Raw genomic sequence first — 14,759 nt, 5'->3', positions numbered from 1 at the left:
GACACGTGGCGCCGAGGCCAGCGGTGCACGAGACATGCGGTGCCGAGGAGAAGGAGAGCGCGATGACCGGAAACCCGCCCCCGCCCGCGACGCCGCCCGGCGACGAGGAGGTGCTCGACAGCCCGACCGCCTGGGTGGCCCGGCACATCCGCACCTACGTCGAGTCCGGCGGCACGAAGGGCCACACCTTCCACGGCATGCCGACCCTGCTGCTGACCACCCGCGGCCGGAAGTCCGGGAAGCTGCGGCGCACGGCGCTGATCTACGGCCGCGACGCCGAGCGCTTTCTCCTGGTGGCGTCGAACGGCGGGGCGTCGCACGACCCGGCCTGGTACCTGAACCTCCAGGAGCATCCCGAGGTGACGGTTCAGGCCGGCGCGGAGACGTTCACCGGCCGGGCCCGTACGGCCTCCGCGGCGGAGAAGCCGGACCTGTGGCGGCGTATGGCCGCGATCTTCCCGCAGTACGACAGCTACCAGGACAAGGCCGGGCGGGACATCCCGCTCGTGATCGTCGAACGGGACGAGGAGCCCGGTCCTTCGTAGGCCCGGCCGAGGGGCCAGGACCCCGGGCCGTCAGCCGCCGAGGGCGTTGAGCTGGTCGAGGAACCACTTCTGCGGCGGCAGCGAGGTCGCCGCGGCCGCCAGCCGCTTCGTCCGCTCGGCGCGCTCGCCCGGCGCCATCGACAGAGCCTGATGCAGCGCCTCCGCCGTGCCCGTCACGTCGTACGGGTTCACCACGAGCGCCTCCTCGCCGAGCTCCGCGTACGCGCCCGCCTCGCGCGAGAGCACCAGCGCGCAGCCCTCGTCGGAGATGACCGGCACCTCCTTCGCGACGAGGTTCATGCCGTCGCGGATCGGATTGACCAGCGCCACGTCGGCGATGCGGTACGCGGCGAGGGAACGCGCGAAGTCATCCTTCACATGCAGGACGACGGGCTGCCACGCGTCCGTGCCGAACTCGGCGTTGATCTCCCCGGCGACCCGCTGCACCTCGTCGGTGTAGTCGCGGTAGACGGCGAGATCCTGCCGCGAGGGGTAGGCGAAGGCGAGGTGGACGACCAGGCCGCGCCACTCCGGATGGTCGGTGAGCAACTGCCGGTACGCGTGGAGGCCGCGCACGATGTTCTTCGACAACTCGGTGCGGTCGACCCGGACGACGACCCGGCGCTCCCGGCCTCCGATCTGCTCGCGCAGGGCGGCCATCCGCTCGACCACGTCCGGACGGTGCGACCGCTCCCGCAGGAAGTCGGCGTCGGCGCCCAGCCCGTGGACCCCGAGCCGCGTCGTACGGCCCTCGCAGGTGACGGCGTCGGAGGCGCCGTCCGTGGAGTCCACCTCGCCGTCGAGTACCTCCGCGGCGCAGGCGGCGAACGCGTCGGCCCACCGCTGGGTGAGGAACCCCGCCCGGTCGGCGCCGAGCATGCCGCGCAGGAGCTGCCGGGCGATGTCGTCGGGCAGCAGCCGGAAATAGTCCACGGGCGCCCACGGGGTGTGCGAGAAGTGCCCGATCCGCAGATCGGGGCGGCGCCTGCGGAGCATGCCCGGCACCAGGCACAGGTGGTAGTCCTGCACGAGCACCGCGGCGCCCTCGGCGGCCTCCTCGGCGAGGGCGTCGGCGAAGGCGGCGTTGTACGACTCGTAGGACGTCCACCGGGCGCGGAACGCGGCGTCGAAGGACGGCTCGAGCGGGGTCTGGTAGAGCAGGTGGTGCACGAACCACAGCACCGAGTTCGCGATGCCGTTGTAGGCGTCGGCGAAGACGTCGGGGTCGATGTCGAGCATCCGTACGTGCTGGCCGCCGGTCTCGGCGGGGTCCAGGCGGGTGCCACGGCGGCGGACGGCCTCGCGGTCTCCGTCGCCGAGCGCGGCGCAGACCCACAGGGCGCCCGCGTCGGGGCCGATGGCGGACAGGCCGGAGACGAGGCCGCCTCCGCCGCGCCGGGCACTGAGCGAGCCGTCCTCTTGGAGGGTGTGCGAGACCGGGCCGCGGTTGGACGCGACGAGAACCTGGGCAGCCTGCTCTGCGACCATGCCGCGAGCCTAGCCCGTGACAGATCCGCGCAAACGTGCGTTTCGCCATCCGGCGGGGGCGGCGTGATGTCGGGATCCGATTCCGCGATGCGGAAGGGATCCCGACGTTCGGCCGGCGGTCACGGGCGCATGCAGCGCGAGGTCTTGCCGTGGGCCGTCCATGCCTTTCGGCTGCCGGCCGGTGGCGTGTGGTTGCCCTTCCCCCGGACTCCGTCCGGGGGGACCCCCACCGCCCCGCGGAACGACTGCCACCCAAGGCCTCCCGCGGAACGACTGCCCCCCGGTCGCTACGCCACGCGGCCGTCGTGAGGGGTGTGGCGCGCCCGGTACTCCGGGATCGTGGCCATCGGCGGGCGCTCCTCCGCCGCCACGTCGTGGACCGTCGGGGTGAAGCCCGCGTCCGTGCGGTCGAACTGCGTCAGCACCGGCCGTACGAGGTGCCCGCGCGCCAGCCGCGCCTGCGCCGTGCGGTAGATCGTCGCCGCCATCCGTCCCAGCGCCTGCCCGTCCTGGTGCCGGTGCCGCCGTACGCCGACGTCGACCTGGGCCAGCGCGTCCAGCCCGGCCAGGTCGAGCGCGTCGATGAGCATCGCCAGCTCCACGCCGTAGCCGACGGGGAACGGGAGCTGCTCCAGCAGCGACCGCCGCACCGCGTACTCGCCGCCGAGCGGCTGGACGAAGCCCGCCAGCCGCGGCCAGTGGAGGTTGAGCAGCGGGCGGGCGACCAGCTCGGTGACGCGACCGCCCTGCTCGACGGGGCCGAGGGAGTCGTCCGGCGGCTTCTCGTCCGCACCGAGCGGGCGGTCGTACATCGCCTTCACCAGCTGCACGTCCGGCTCGGTCAGCAGGGGCCCGACGATCCCGGAGACGAAGCTCGACGAGAACGCGCGCAGGTCCGCGTCCACGAAGCAGACGATCTCCCCGCCGGTGACCAGCAGCGACCGCCACAGCACCTCGCCCTTGCCGGGCTCCGCGGGCAGCCGCGGCAGGACGGCGTCGCGGTGGACGACGCGGGCGCCGGCCTCCGCGGCCACCTCGGCCGTACGGTCGGTGGAGCCGGAGTCGACGACGACCAGCTCGTCGACCAGCGGGACGGCCTCGCTCATCAGCTCGCGCCGGATCGTCTCGACGATCGGCCCGACCGTGGCCTCCTCGTCGAGGGCCGGGAGCACGACGCTGACCGTTCCGGCCGGCCCGGCGTTCCGCTTGGCGGCCAGGAGCCGGTTCAGCGGACGGTCGGCGGCCGACCAGGAGCGGTGCTCCAGCCAGTGCTCCACCTCTTCCAGCACGTCTGCGTCTCTCCCTGGGGTGCGGGGACCCGTACGGGCCCGTCTGTACCGTGTGCGGGGCCGCGGAACCCGGCCGGGTCCGTGATCCGTCTCGCGGTTCGGACGACTATCTCAACCGTCCGCGCCGTCCGTTACAGTCTTGAACAACGCAGGTGTCCACTTCATGTCGGGGTGGACCCGCACAAACGCCCGGGCGTAGCAGCCCGGAGCCATACCGCTCATCCAGAGGGGCAGAGGGAACGGCCCGTTGAAGCCCCGGCAACCCTCCAGTCGGTCTCGTGCATCCAGCGAGGCTCCCGACTCGGGAAGGTGCCAATTCCGTCTCGTGGCGAAGTCCGTCACGGGGAAGATGAGGAGAAAGGGCCTCGCCATCCATGGCTGTGCAAACCGTTGCCAACAGCACCGACTCCGTCTCGCTCGGACCCGCCGCCGCGCTGTCCTGCCGTGAGTGCGGCGAACGCTTCCCCCTCGGCCCGATCTTCGCGTGCCAGGTCTGTTTCGGGCCGCTCGAGGTGGCGTACGACCTGCCGAGCGGCGACCCCGAGGGCCTGCGGAAGCGCATCGAGGCCGGGCCCGGCAACCTCTGGCGGTACGCCCCGCTGCTGCCCGTCCCCGAGGACGTGGCGAGCAAGCCGAACCTGAACCCCGGCCTCACCAAGCTCGTGCGGGCCGACAACCTGGCGCGCGAGCTGGGTGTCACCGGCGGCCTGCACGTCAAGGACGACTCCGGGAACCCGACGCACTCCTTCAAGGACCGCGTCGTCGCCATCGCCGTCGAGGCCGCGCGCGCCTTCGGCTTCACCACCCTGTCCTGCTCCTCCACGGGCAACCTCGCGGGCGCGGTCGGCGCCGCGGCCGCCCGCGCGGGTTTCCGCTCCTGCGTGTTCATCCCGCACGACCTGGAGGCGGGCAAGGTCGTCATGGCCGCGGTCTACGGCGGTGACCTGGTCGGCATCGAGGGCACGTACGACGACGTGAACCGCTTCTGCAGCGAGCTGATCGGCGACCCGATCGGCGAGGGCTGGGGCTTCGTCAACGTCAACCTCCGCCCGTACTACGGCGAGGGCTCCAAGACCCTGGCGTACGAGATCGCCGAGCAGCTCGGCTGGCGCATCCCGGACAACATCGTCATCCCGATCGCCTCGGGCTCCCAGCTCACGAAGATCGACAAGGGGCTCAAGGAGCTGATCCGGCTCGGGCTCGTCGAGGACAAGCCGTACAAGATCTTCGGCGCTCAGGCGGAGGGCTGCTCCCCGGTGTCGCGGGCGTTCAAGGACGGCCACGACGTCGTACGGCCGGTCAAGCCGGACACCATCGCCAAGTCGCTCGCCATCGGCAACCCGGCCGACGGCCCGTACGTGCTCGACATCTGCCGTCGTACGGGTGGTGCGGTCGAGGACGTCACCGACGAGCAGGTCGTGGACGCCATCAAGCTGCTGGCGCGCACCGAGGGCATCTTCGCCGAGACCGCGGGCGGTGTGACCGTCGGCGTGCTGCGCAAGCTGATCGAGACCGGGCGGCTCGACCCGGCGGGTGAGACGGTGGTGCTCAACACCGGCGACGGGCTGAAGACCCTGGACGCCGTCGCTCCGACCTCGCGGCCCACGGCGACGATCCGGCCGAGCCTGGACGCGTTCCGCGCCGCGGGTCTCGCCGGCTGACCCGCCCACTCCTCCGCCCACCCCTCCCACCGATTGGTGAACCGCATGAGCGTCAACGTCCGCATCCCGACCATCCTGCGCACCTACACCGGCGGCCAGGCGGAGGTGAGCGCCGACGGCGCGACCCTCGCCGAGGTCATCGAGTCGCTGGAGAAGAACCACCCGGGCATCGCCGCGCGCGTCCTGGACGACACCGGCAAGCTGCGCCGCTTCGTGAACGTCTACGTCAACGACGACGACGTCCGCTTCGAGGACGGGCTGCAGACGGCGACCCCCGAAGGCGCCGGGGTCTCGATCATCCCGGCGGTCGCGGGCGGTTGCTGACGAACCGTCCACCAACGGGTCCTTCAGAGGCCGGGTGGCGGTGAAATTCAACAACCTTTCGTAATCGTGATGACCCCCTCCGTGAGAGAAGTGGAGGGGGTCATTCCGCGCCATGGAGCGCGGTAGAGTTGGGCGCATCCCCCCTAGGCGCCCTTGCCGAACGCATATGAGTACCGACGAGTTGTGCCCCAAGTGTGTGCACGCTATGTCGGATTGATGAGCAATGCCCGGCCCGAGTTGCCCCCAACTGGCGGCATATGGACGGGAATTGCCGTTCGAGCGCGCCCAGAATTCTCGTCTGATTGACCTGTTGCAGACGGCATTCGTGCAGATACATTCAGCCGCGGTCGACGCGTTCCGGCACACACGTGACGCACCCCTACCGGCCGGTTGGGGTGGTCGTGTGAGGTCTGGGTGAAGTCTGACCCGGGTCCGCGGAGTGCGGTCCTGCGCAAGGGCCAGTAATAGGGGAGTTAGGGATGGCTCAGGGCACCGTCAAGTGGTTCAACGCGGAGAAGGGGTACGGCTTCATCGCGGTCGACGGTGGTGCGGACGTCTTCGTGCACTACAGCGCGATTCAGATGGACGGCTACCGCACCCTCGAAGAAGGTCAGCGGGTCGAGTTCGAGATCTCGCAGGGCCAGAAGGGGCCGCAGGCGGACATGGTCCGCGTGGCAGGCTGACACCAAGGACGCGCCGACTGACCACTGGCGTACGAAGCAAGGGCCCGTCCCCTTCAAGGGGGCGGGCCCTTCGCCGTGGGTGGGCGCGGGTCGTGCCCGGCGGTGCCATGACGGGCGGGCGGGGGCGGGGAGTTCGGGGTGCGCGGCACGTGGCCGGGGGAGGGCGCCGTCCCCGGAGCGGCCGGTCGTACGCCGTTTCGGTGCCGGTCGGGGCTCGGTCGAGGGCCGGTCCCGCGTCGGGCGTGGAGTCCGTGGAAGCCCTTGAGGCGCTTGCACTCGATGGCCCCGAGTGCTAATCATTGGCGTTAGCACTCTGAGGTTGAGAGTGACAGAAGGACCGGGTCGGTGAGGCCGGCAGGCCGGGCGGGGCAAGGGACCGCCGGGCACGCAGGCCGTCCGTCGCGGGCGCCACGCGGTCCGGAGAAATCCACCGTCCCCCGGCTAACGGCGGGGGGAACCCCAGTCCGTGGAGGACACTTCACATGGCCAAGATCATCGCGTTCGACGAGGAGGCGCGGCGCGGCCTCGAGCGCGGGATGAACCAGCTCGCCGACGCCGTCAGGGTGACCCTCGGCCCCAAGGGCCGGAACGTTGTCCTCGAGAAGAAGTGGGGCGCCCCCACGATCACCAACGATGGTGTGTCCATCGCCAAGGAGATCGAGCTCGAGGACCCCTACGAGAAGATCGGCGCCGAGCTGGTCAAGGAGGTCGCGAAGAAGACGGACGACGTCGCCGGTGACGGCACGACGACCGCGACCGTTCTCGCCCAGGCTCTCGTCAAGGAGGGTCTCCGCAACGTCGCCGCCGGCGCCAACCCGATGGCCCTGAAGCGCGGCATCGAGAAGGCCGTCGAGTCCGTCTCGGCCGCCCTGCTCGAGCAGGCCAAGGACGTGGAGACCAAGGAGCAGATCGCTTCCACCGCCTCCATCTCCGCCGCCGACACCCAGATCGGCGAGCTCATCGCCGAGGCGATGGACAAGGTCGGCAAGGAAGGCGTCATCACCGTCGAGGAGTCGCAGACCTTCGGGCTCGAGCTCGAGCTCACCGAGGGCATGCGCTTCGACAAGGGCTACATCTCCGCCTACTTCGCCACCGACATGGAGCGTATGGAGGCCGTCCTCGACGACCCGTACATCCTGATCGTCAACTCCAAGATCTCCGCGGTGAAGGACCTCCTTCCGCTGCTGGAGAAGGTCATGCAGTCCGGCAAGCCGCTGCTGATCATCGCGGAGGACGTCGAGGGCGAGGCGCTGTCCACCCTGGTCGTCAACAAGATCCGTGGCACTTTCAAGTCCGTCGCCGTCAAGGCCCCGGGCTTCGGTGACCGCCGCAAGGCCATGCTCGGCGACATCGCCATCCTCACCGGTGGCACCGTCATCTCCGAGGAGGTCGGCCTCAAGCTCGACAACGCCGGTGTCGACCTGCTGGGCCGTGCCCGCAAGGTCGTCATCACCAAGGACGAGACCACCATCGTCGACGGTGCCGGTGACAGCGAGCAGGTCCAGGGCCGGGTCAACCAGATCCGCGCCGAGATCGAGAACTCGGACTCGGACTACGACCGCGAGAAGCTCCAGGAGCGCCTCGCGAAGCTGGCCGGCGGCGTGGCCGTCATCAAGGCCGGTGCCGCGACCGAGGTCGAGCTCAAGGAGCGCAAGCACCGCATCGAGGACGCGGTGCGCAACGCCAAGGCCGCCGTCGAGGAGGGCATCGTCGCCGGTGGTGGCGTGGCTCTGCTCCAGGCTTCCTCGGTCTTCGAGAAGCTCGAGCTCGAGGGCGACGAGGCCACCGGCGCCCAGGCCGTCCGCCTGGCCCTGGAGGCCCCGCTCAAGCAGATCGCCGTCAACGGTGGTCTCGAGGGCGGCGTCGTCGTGGAGAAGGTGCGCAACCTGACCGTCGGTCACGGTCTGAACGCCGCCACCGGCGAGTACGTGGACATGATCGCCGAGGGCATCATCGACCCGGCGAAGGTCACGCGCTCCGCGCTGCAGAACGCCGCGTCCATCGCTGCGCTCTTCCTCACCACCGAGGCCGTCATCGCCGACAAGCCGGAGAAGGCCGCCGCGGCGGCCCCGGGCGGCATGCCGGGCGGTGACATGGACTTCTGATCGACCGCTTCGGTTGATCAACCGTCCTGAGCACTGGGGCGGCACCCTCGCGAGGGTGCCGCCCCAGTGGCGTTTCCGTTTCCCGTCCGGGGGTGGGGTTGGTTCCGGGACCCCGGGTTCCGGAGCAGACCGAGCCGTTCCTTGAAGGGGCCGCGGAGTCGGACGCCGGACGGCCAGGTGTCAGGCGCCGTAAGGGTTTCCGGGCTGCGGCTGCGGCTGCGGCGGTTGCTGCGCGTACGCGTGTGCCGGCGGCTGCTGCGGGGCGTACGCCTGGGGCTGCTGGGGCTGGGGCGGGTACGGCTGCTGCGGGGCGGGCGGGGCGTACGGAGCACCGTGCTGCGGAGCCGGGGCGCCGTACGGGGCGCCGTACTGCGGGGCCGGAGCCGCCGGAGCCGGGGCGGTGTGCGGCTGCTGCGGGCCCGCCGGTCCGGCCGGCGGCTGCTGCGGGAAGCCGGGTGCGGCCTGCTGGTGAAAACCGGGAGCCATCGCGCCGGGCTGCTGCGGGAAGCCCTGGGCGGCGGACGCACCCTGGGCGTGCGGCGGGACCGGCGCCCCGTACGGCGCCCCGGTGACGAGCGAGATCAGCTCGTCCATCTCGTTGCGCCACATGCGGTGGACGTTGATTCGGGTGGGCCCCTGCTCATTCGGCAGCGCGAACATGAAGGAACTCCACAGCGGGTTCCGCTTCACCTCGCCGAGCAGCGGCTGGGCCTGGGCGCGCGGGATGGCGTACACCAACTCCTTGGGCCGCTGTGTGAAGCGGTTGAACGTGTGGAAGACGACGGCCTGTTCGGTGACCGTCACGAAGTAGAACTTCACGAGAAGCTGCCCGATGAGACCGAGCGCGTTCATCAGCCACGGGCTCGGACCGGTGACCGTGGCAATGGTGACGATCAGGCGATCTCCCGGCGCAGCCTGCGCAATCGCCTCCGCGACCTGTTCCTTCATCTTCGCCTTGCGGATTGCCATGCGGCTGCTCCCCTGTTGTTCTGCGCGCGATCGAGCAGTGCACACTACCGACCTGTTCCGGCACTCCAGCAGGCGGGCACACCCCCGCTGCCGCGAACGGCGCGGAAGTCCGAACTTCTACCGGCAATACGGGTGTTGGTGGAGTGAAGAGGGTTTTCCGTGGATCCTCGGCGCACTTCCGGATGCGCGGGGAACGTGCATCTCCTGCTGTGAGAAGAGGGGACGAAACTCCTGCCGACGTCAGGAAGTACTTCGCCTGACGCCGGGAGGGAACGGCCGCACGTAACAGCGGTCCGGTGGACGAGCGGTTCCTGCGGCTCAGTCCTTCTCGCCCCGCGGCACCACCATCTCCGTCAACTGCGCCCTTCCCGGCGCGAGTTCGGGCCACCCGCCCGGGACGCGGAGGACCGCGATGGCCGACGTGGGGAACTTCTCCTCCGTACGGGCCAGGGCGTCGGGGTCGCCGTCACCGGCGAGGAGCAGGATCAGGTCCTGCACGCCGGGGCTGTGTCCGACCAGCAGCAACGTCCGTACGTCCGGCGGCGTTTCGCCCACGGCTGCGATCAACTGTTCGGCGCTCCCGTGGTAGATGCGGTCGTCGAAGCGGATCGGCGGGTCGGCGGAGAGTTCCGCCGATGCGAGGTCCCAGGTCTCGCGCGTGCGGCGGGACGGGGAGCAGAGGACGAGGCCGGGGACGCAGTCCGCGTCGCGCAGCCACGCCCCGGCGACCGGGGCGTCGCGGCGTCCACGCGGGGCGAGGGGCCGGTCCGGGTCGGCTACGCCGTCCGGCCGGGCGGACTTGGCGTGGCGCAGGACGACCAGGCGTCGCGTCGCGCCGGCTGTCATGGCGTCGGCTGTCATGGGGTCATCCTTCCCGAAGCCGCCAGGTTCCCGCCCTCCGCGCCCGGTACGTCGTGCACCGGGGCCGAGGACGGTTCGGCGGCCGGGGTCGCGGCCTGCTCGGGAGCGACGTTCAGTTCGGCCCGCATCTGCTTGCTGATGCCGAAGAAGTACGTGGCGGCGAAGCCCGCGACGTAGCCGACGAGCAGCCCCGCCGCGTAGACGCCGATGGTGGCGGTGAGGCTCGCGCTGCCGTCGAGCAGCGGGAAGAGCGCCCAGCCGGACGGGCCGATCGCGGTCGAGCCGACCGTGTCGCCGAGCTGGCCCAGCAGTCCGACGAAGCCGCCGCCGAACGCACCGCCGACGCACGCCGTCACGAAGGGACGGCCGAGGGGCAGGGAGACGCCGTAGATCAGGGGTTCGCCGACTCCCAGCAGGCCCGCGGGCAGGGCGGACCGGATCGTCCTGCGGATCGAGGTGTTGCGGCGGAGGCGGAGGAGGACGGCGAGCGCGGCGCCCACCTGTCCCGCGCCCGCCATGGCGAGGACCGGAAGGAGAAGGGTGTAGCCCTGCTGCTGGATGAGCGTGGTGTGGATGGGGATCAGGGCCTGGTGCAGGCCGAGCATCACCAGCGGCAGGAAGAGGCCGCCGAGGACGAATCCGGCGACTGCGCCGCCCGTGGCCAGCAGCCAGTTCGCGAAGTCGCCGATGGCGGTGGACACTTCACCGGCCACGAACATGAGGCCGAGGAGCGTGACGAGCCCGGCCACCAGAACGGTGAGGGTCGGGGTCAGCAGGACGTCGACCGCCTCGGGCACCCGGCGGCGGCACCACTTCTCCACCCGGACGGCGAGCAGGGCGGCGCAGAGCGCGCCGAGGACGCCTCCCTGGCCCGGCGCGAGTTTCTGGCCGAACGCGCTGACGCCTGCCACGCCCGGGTAAACGACGACCGCGGCGACCGCCCCGCCGAGCACCGGTGTGCCGCCGAACTCCTTGGCCGTGTTGATGCCGACGAAGACGGCGATGAGCGACATGAAGCCGGAGGCGATGGCAGCCAGTGCCGGGACGAGGGACGTCGCCCAGGAGGCGTGGCCGGTGTTGACGAGGTTCGTCAGCAGGCCGTTGATGCCCGCGACGATGCCGCAGCCGATGAGCGCGGGGATGAGCGGGACGAAGATGTTGGCGATGCGGCGCAGGAACAGCTTGACCGGGGTGGCGTTGCGCCGCTTCTGCTCGGCCTTCAGGGCCGCGCCGCGGGCGGCGAGCGCGTCGCCGGTGGCGGACGAGCTCCCCGGTGATGCGGGCCCGGATGCGGTGGTCCCGGGCGGGGTGCTCCCGGGGAGGGCGGGGTCGGTGGGGGCGGTGTCCGGGGCATCCATCGCCCGTACGGCCGCGCCTGGCTGCTCCGGGGCCGTGTGCCGACCCGACTCGACGAGCCGCTCGAACTCGGGCGTCACCCGCGCGACCACACCAGGACCGAGGACGATCTGGTACGTGTCGTCCTCGACGACCCCCAGAACGGCGGGCAGCGCCCGGAGTTCGGCGTCCCGTACGAGGGACCGGTCGGCGAGGCCCAGCCGGAGCCGGGTCATGCAGTGGGCGACGGACGTGACGTTCCGCGCTCCTCCGACGAGGGGGAGGAGCGCGGCCGCGGTGGCGGAGTGGTCGCTGTTCTGTGCCATGGGGCGTTCGTGCCTTGCTGTGCGGGGGACGGGCCTGGTCGTGGGGGCGGCCCGGGGGTGAGGGCGGGGCCGGCGGTCGTATCCGCCCACCCTCCCCCAGGCAGGCCCCGGTCCTGCGGAACGCAGGCCCGCACAGGGCCGTCAGTCGCCCTTCCGGGCGGCTTCCAGGGCCGCGCGGAGGTGGCCGCGGGACGCGTCGAGGAGCCCGGCGGCCGTGGGGGCGTCGACGGCGGCGAGGATGACGAGAATCGCGTGCTTCACCTCGCCGTCCGTGGCGGCGAGCGCGGCCTCGATCTCCGCGTCGGACGCTCCCGTCGCGAGCGCGACGATGCGGCGCGAGCGGGCGCGCAGCTTCTCGTTCGATGCGCGGACGTCGACCATCAGGTTCCCGTACGTCTTGCCGAGGCGGATCATGGTGATCGTCGAGATCATGTTGAGGACGAGCTTCTGCGCCGTGCCGGCCTTGAGGCGGGTGGAGCCCGTGAGGAGTTCCGGGCCGACGACGATCTCGATGCCGTGGTCGGCGGCGGCGGCGAGCGCCGAACCCGCGTTGCAGGACAGGCCGACGGTGAGCGCGCCGCGGGCGCGGGCGTGTTCGACGGCGCCGATGGCGTACGGGGTGCGGCCGGAGGCGGAGATGCCGACGACCGTGTCGGCCTCCGCGACGCCCAGCGCCTCGAGGTCGTCGGCCGCCAGCTCCGCGCTGTCCTCGGCGCCCTCCACCGAGGTCACCAGCGCGGGCGGGCCGCCGGCGATGAGGCCGACCACCTCGTGCGGTGCGGTGTTGAAGGTCGGCGGGCATTCGCTGGCGTCCAGCACGCCGAGCCGCCCGGCGGTGCCCGCGCCCGCGTAGATCAGCCGGCCGCCGCGGGCCATGCGCTCCGCGGCGGCGTCGATGGCCGCTGCGATCTGCGGGAGCCCGGCGGCGACGGCGCCTGGGACTGCGGCGTCCTCGCCGTTCATGATCTCTGCGATCTCGCGCGTGGGCAGTTGGTCGATGTCGGCCAGCTCACTGCGGAAGGCCTCGGTGGTGAGGCTGTCGAGCTGGGCGCGCAACTGTACGTGGTCGGCACTCGATGACATGACTCAGCCTTCTCGGAGGGTGGGGGGTGTGGAGGCCCCGGCGGGCGGCCGGGGTCACGGACGGGCTCCGGTCCATGGGCGGGTTCCGGTCACGGACGGGCTCCGGTCCATGGGCGGGCTCCGGTCCGCGGACCCGGTGAGGCTCGCGGACCCATGGGCCTGGCGGCGCCCGGGGTGGGGACGCCGCGCAGGTGGGGACGCCGCGACGGGTCCGGCGGTGTGTGCCGTGGGCCGCGGGTGTGCTCCCGGACGTGCGGTGTGCTGGTGTGCTGCTGTGCAGGTTGTGCCGCGTTCGCCGGGGCGCCGGGGGGCCGGGTGCGGCCGTGGAAGGTGCGCACGCGTCACGCCTTGCGGTCCGCTGCCTTGCGGCTACCGGCGTCTGGGGCTGTGGCGGTGGGCCAGCGCCTCGTACGAAGCGGACAGGGCGGGCGCCGCGGCGTCGTAGGTCCGCTGTGCGACGCCTATGAACAGGCAGTCCACGACGAGGAGTTGACTCGTCCTGCTGGACATGGCCGCCGGCCGCAGCTCGCTCTCGCGCGCGGTCGACGTGGTCAGGACGTGGTCCGCGTACTGCGCGACGTCCGCGTCCGGGCGGCCCGTGATCGCCACCGTCGTCGCCCCGTGGTCGAAGGCGACGCGCAGCGGTTCGATGACGTCGGTCGTGCGCCCGGAGTGGGTGATCGCGATGGCCACGTCCCCGGAGCGGAGCTGTACGGCATTGGTCACCGCCAGGTGCGGATCCGCGTGGGCGTGCGCTATCAGCCCGATCCGCAGCAGCTTCTGGACCAGATCCTGCGCGACGAGATTGGAGGCGCCGATGCCGTACACATCGATGCGGCGGGCCGTGGTGAGCGCGGAGACCGCGGCCTCGAGCTGGGTGGTGTCGAGTCCGGCCGCCGTGTCGGCCAGGCACTGCTGCTCCTCCTGCGCGAGCTTGGCCACCACGGAGGACAGCGGATCGTCGACCGCTATGTCGGCGGTGACGGCGGGCGCGGCCCCGGACTGCTGCTGGGCAGCGAGCCCGGCGAGGGCGAGCCGCAGATCGCGGTATCCCGGATAGCCGAGGAGGCGGGCCGTCCTGACGACGGTGGCCTCGCTGGTGCCCGTGCGCTCCGCGAGCCCGGTGACCGTGAGCGCGGCGCACCCCGCCGGGTCGCCCGCCACGGCTTCGGCAACTCGGTGCATCGAGCGGGTCATTGACGGCCCCAGCGTGCGGACCTTGGCGGCGAGGGCGGCAGGCGCGGGGGGTCCCGCCTGCGGTGCCGCAGGCGGACCCCCGGAGCCGGGCGGTCGCGTCGCCGGGCTGCTGCTGAAAGTTTCCTTCAGGTGGTTGCGCACTCTTGGAAGGTATTTTCAGCAGCGGGGTGCGTCAACCCCTGTGGACAAGGGCGTGACAATGGTCGTATGGAGCTTGAGCAGGCGCTGCACGCTGCCCGTGCCCTCGTACTGGCCGACCTGTCCGCGGGCGACGTCGCCCAGGCCGACGTCGTCTCGCTCGTCGAGGACGCCGTCGTCCACCGGCGCTGGTGGGTCGAGCAGTGGCCCGAGGGCGCCGCTTTCCTCGCGGGACTGGTCGCGCAGGACGTCCAGGACGCGCTGCTGGACAATTTCGGCCGCTGGCCCGTGTGCCCGGTGTGCACCGAGAGCGGCGACCGGCACGCCCTCGCCGTCGAGCCCGAACTCGGCCCCGATCCGCGCTGGGTGTGCCCCGAGGCGGGCGTGACGGTCGCGGCGGTCGGCGGCCTCGGCACCGTCCTCGGGCCCTGAACGTGGTGGTCTACATCGACCCGCCCAACTGGCCGGGCCACGGACGGATGTGGTCGCACATGGTCAGCGACGTCTCGTACGAGGAGCTGCACGCGTTCGCGGCCCGGCTCGGTTCACCGGAGCGGGCCTTCGAGCGCGACCACTACGACGTGCCGAGCTCGCGGTACCGGGACGCGGTGGAGCTGGGCGCCGTGGAGGTGAGCAGCAAGGAGCTGGTGCGGCTGCTCACGGAGGCGGGACTGAGGAGACGCAAGAGCGGCGGGGCGTAGGCCGGAAGCCGGCGGCTGCTCGCCGGGCGAAGGCGCGAGCAGCCGTACGCAGGC

14 protein-coding genes and 1 riboswitch are annotated in these 14,759 nt (G+C 71.7%); of the genes, 7 read left to right on the top strand and 7 right to left on the bottom strand.

Annotated elements, in window-relative coordinates:
* Positions 1–62: 62 nt before the first annotated feature.
* Positions 63–545: a nitroreductase family deazaflavin-dependent oxidoreductase gene (locus ABZ822_RS02370; protein ID WP_360845879.1), complete on the top strand. Its 483-nt coding sequence runs from the start codon at positions 63–65 to the stop codon at positions 543–545.
* Positions 546–575: 30 nt separating this feature from the next.
* Here the strand turns inward: ABZ822_RS02370 and ABZ822_RS02365 are convergent, their stop codons facing one another.
* Positions 576–2,033: a trehalose-6-phosphate synthase gene (locus tag ABZ822_RS02365; RefSeq protein WP_360845877.1), complete on the bottom strand. Its 1,458-nt coding sequence runs from the start codon at positions 2,031–2,033 to the stop codon at positions 576–578.
* Positions 2,034–2,320: 287 nt separating this feature from the next.
* Positions 2,321–3,322, bottom strand: coding sequence for a glucosyl-3-phosphoglycerate synthase (locus tag ABZ822_RS02360; RefSeq protein ID WP_360845875.1), 1,002 nt, complete (start codon positions 3,320–3,322; stop codon positions 2,321–2,323).
* A gap of 215 nt (positions 3,323–3,537) precedes the next feature.
* A riboswitch (SAM riboswitch) is annotated at positions 3,538–3,678 on the top strand.
* An 18-nt stretch (positions 3,679–3,696) separates the two neighbouring features.
* Between ABZ822_RS02360 and thrC the strand changes: the two genes are divergently transcribed.
* The 4 genes from thrC (at position 3,697) to groL (ending at position 8,095) form a co-directional block, all read left to right on the top strand.
* Positions 3,697–4,983, top strand: a complete 1,287-nt coding sequence (gene thrC / locus ABZ822_RS02355) for a threonine synthase (protein WP_360845873.1) — start codon at positions 3,697–3,699, stop codon at positions 4,981–4,983.
* Positions 4,984–5,028: 45 nt separating this feature from the next.
* Positions 5,029–5,307: a ubiquitin-like small modifier protein 1 gene (locus ABZ822_RS02350; RefSeq protein ID WP_360845871.1), complete on the top strand. Its 279-nt coding sequence runs from the start codon at positions 5,029–5,031 to the stop codon at positions 5,305–5,307.
* Between the two features lie 479 nt (positions 5,308–5,786).
* On the top strand, positions 5,787–5,990 hold the full coding sequence (locus ABZ822_RS02345; protein WP_003986833.1) for a cold-shock protein: 204 nt from the start codon (positions 5,787–5,789) through the stop codon (positions 5,988–5,990).
* 482 nt (positions 5,991–6,472) lie between these two features.
* Positions 6,473–8,095, top strand: coding sequence for a chaperonin GroEL (gene groL, locus ABZ822_RS02340; RefSeq protein ID WP_360845869.1), 1,623 nt, complete (start codon positions 6,473–6,475; stop codon positions 8,093–8,095).
* Positions 8,096–8,275: 180 nt separating this feature from the next.
* On the opposite strand, the gene ABZ822_RS02335 is transcribed toward groL, so the two are convergent.
* From ABZ822_RS02335 to ABZ822_RS02315, 5 genes are all read right to left on the bottom strand, one after another.
* Positions 8,276–9,064 carry a hypothetical protein gene (locus tag ABZ822_RS02335; protein WP_360845867.1) on the bottom strand — a complete coding sequence of 263 codons (789 nt, stop codon included), beginning with the start codon at positions 9,062–9,064 and terminating at the stop codon, positions 8,276–8,278.
* 318 nt (positions 9,065–9,382) lie between these two features.
* Positions 9,383–9,925, bottom strand: a complete 543-nt coding sequence (locus ABZ822_RS02330) for a histidine phosphatase family protein (protein WP_360845865.1) — start codon at positions 9,923–9,925, stop codon at positions 9,383–9,385.
* Positions 9,922–11,586 (bottom strand): PTS transporter subunit EIIC, encoded by a 1,665-nt coding sequence (locus ABZ822_RS02325; RefSeq protein WP_360845863.1) that lies wholly within the window; start codon positions 11,584–11,586, stop codon positions 9,922–9,924. The genes ABZ822_RS02330 and ABZ822_RS02325 overlap by 4 nt, the downstream gene beginning before the upstream one ends.
* A 141-nt stretch (positions 11,587–11,727) precedes the next feature.
* The gene (gene murQ / locus ABZ822_RS02320; protein WP_360845861.1) at positions 11,728–12,669 is read right to left on the bottom strand and encodes an N-acetylmuramic acid 6-phosphate etherase; all 942 of its coding nucleotides are present in this window, start codon (positions 12,667–12,669) and stop codon (positions 11,728–11,730) included.
* 369 nt (positions 12,670–13,038) lie between these two features.
* Positions 13,039–14,007 (bottom strand): MurR/RpiR family transcriptional regulator, encoded by a 969-nt coding sequence (locus ABZ822_RS02315; RefSeq protein ID WP_360845859.1) that lies wholly within the window; start codon positions 14,005–14,007, stop codon positions 13,039–13,041.
* A gap of 66 nt (positions 14,008–14,073) precedes the next feature.
* On the opposite strand from ABZ822_RS02315, the gene ABZ822_RS02310 reads away from it, so the two are divergent.
* Entirely contained in the window at positions 14,074–14,436 is a 363-nt protein-coding gene (locus tag ABZ822_RS02310; protein WP_360845857.1) for a hypothetical protein, read from the top strand.
* 2 nt (positions 14,437–14,438) lie between these two features.
* The gene (locus tag ABZ822_RS02305; RefSeq protein ID WP_360845855.1) at positions 14,439–14,705 is read left to right on the top strand and encodes a DUF4031 domain-containing protein; all 267 of its coding nucleotides are present in this window, start codon (positions 14,439–14,441) and stop codon (positions 14,703–14,705) included.
* Positions 14,706–14,759 lie beyond the last annotated feature (54 nt).

Origin of the sequence: Streptomyces sp. NPDC047108, assembly GCF_040643575.1 — a bacterium.
GTDB lineage: Bacteria > Actinomycetota > Actinomycetes > Streptomycetales > Streptomycetaceae > Streptomyces.
The sequence above is the reverse complement of the archived record's forward strand: the minus strand, read 5'-3'. Positions and strand labels throughout refer to the sequence as shown.